This is a genomic window from Clostridium sp. AM42-4 (assembly GCF_003480105.1).
Classification (GTDB): domain Bacteria; phylum Bacillota; class Clostridia; order Lachnospirales; family Lachnospiraceae; genus Brotaphodocola.
On the sequence record NZ_QUIK01000044.1, the window covers coordinates 660 to 1,566 of the forward strand.

Sequence of the window (907 nt, forward strand, 5' to 3'; positions counted from 1 at the left end):
CTGGCTCATCTGCTCACAGATTCCTCTGTCATCATCTTTTGCAAAAGCGACACCTATTCCGGTGATCATCAGAGGCTCTTCCAGAATACGGAAGCTTGCATCATAATCCTTCATATACTGAACAATAGATTCCTCGTGTGCTGCAACTGCATCTACATATCCTTTTCCCAGAAATGTATAGATCAGCTCCCTGTGTCCCAGGCTGATCAGATTGCCCAGTTTTGGGATTCTTTCATCCGTCCGATTCAGAAAGATACCTTCCGGTTTGGTTGTTGACTGAACAGCCAGGTTCTTTCCCTCCAGGTCACTCAGTTTATAGATATTACTATTCTCATTTACAGCAACCACCTGACGGCTTGCTATGTATGGTCCCGCCCAGCGGTAATCATCAAGACGCCCTTCCATGGAAAAGCAGCCCATGATACAGTCAATCTCTCCGCTCTCCACCAGTTCTTTTTTCTTCTCCCAGTTGATCTGGACAACGTCCACCTGATATCCCATTCTTTTGAAAGCTTCTGTAGCCAGTTCTACATCGATTCCCGTCGGTACACCATCCTCATTCAGATAATTGTATGGTGGATAGTTGTCACTGCCGAGGGTAATAACAGGCTTTTCGGTTTCTTCTTTCGTGTTATCTGTGTTTTTACACCCTGCCAGGGTGACTGCTAAAATTCCCGCAAGCAGAATGCCTGCAATTACTCTTTTTCCTTTCATTTTCTGTCTATCCCTAACTATCCTTTTTGATTCTTCTATATCCGGTTACTTTCCATTCGTCACTGTACAGTGACCTGCGGTTCGGTACCCCCCCCCCACCAGATTTTATGCTTCTGATCGTCTTTTCCAGCACCTTCATCTCAACCGGTTTTGAAACATGTGCATTCATGCCAGCCGCAAGGGAATGCTGAAT

At 45.5% G+C, this 907-nt stretch carries 2 protein-coding genes; both read right to left on the reverse strand.

Features of this window, described 5'->3' with window-relative positions; translation table 11 throughout:
- A partial coding sequence (locus DW922_RS17190) for a transporter substrate-binding domain-containing protein (protein ID WP_243032300.1) occupies positions 1-714 on the reverse strand: 714 nt, incomplete at its 3' end.
- 13 nt (positions 715-727) lie between these two features.
- The coding region (locus DW922_RS17850; protein WP_147353392.1) for a hypothetical protein at positions 728-907 on the reverse strand (180 nt) is incomplete at its 5' end.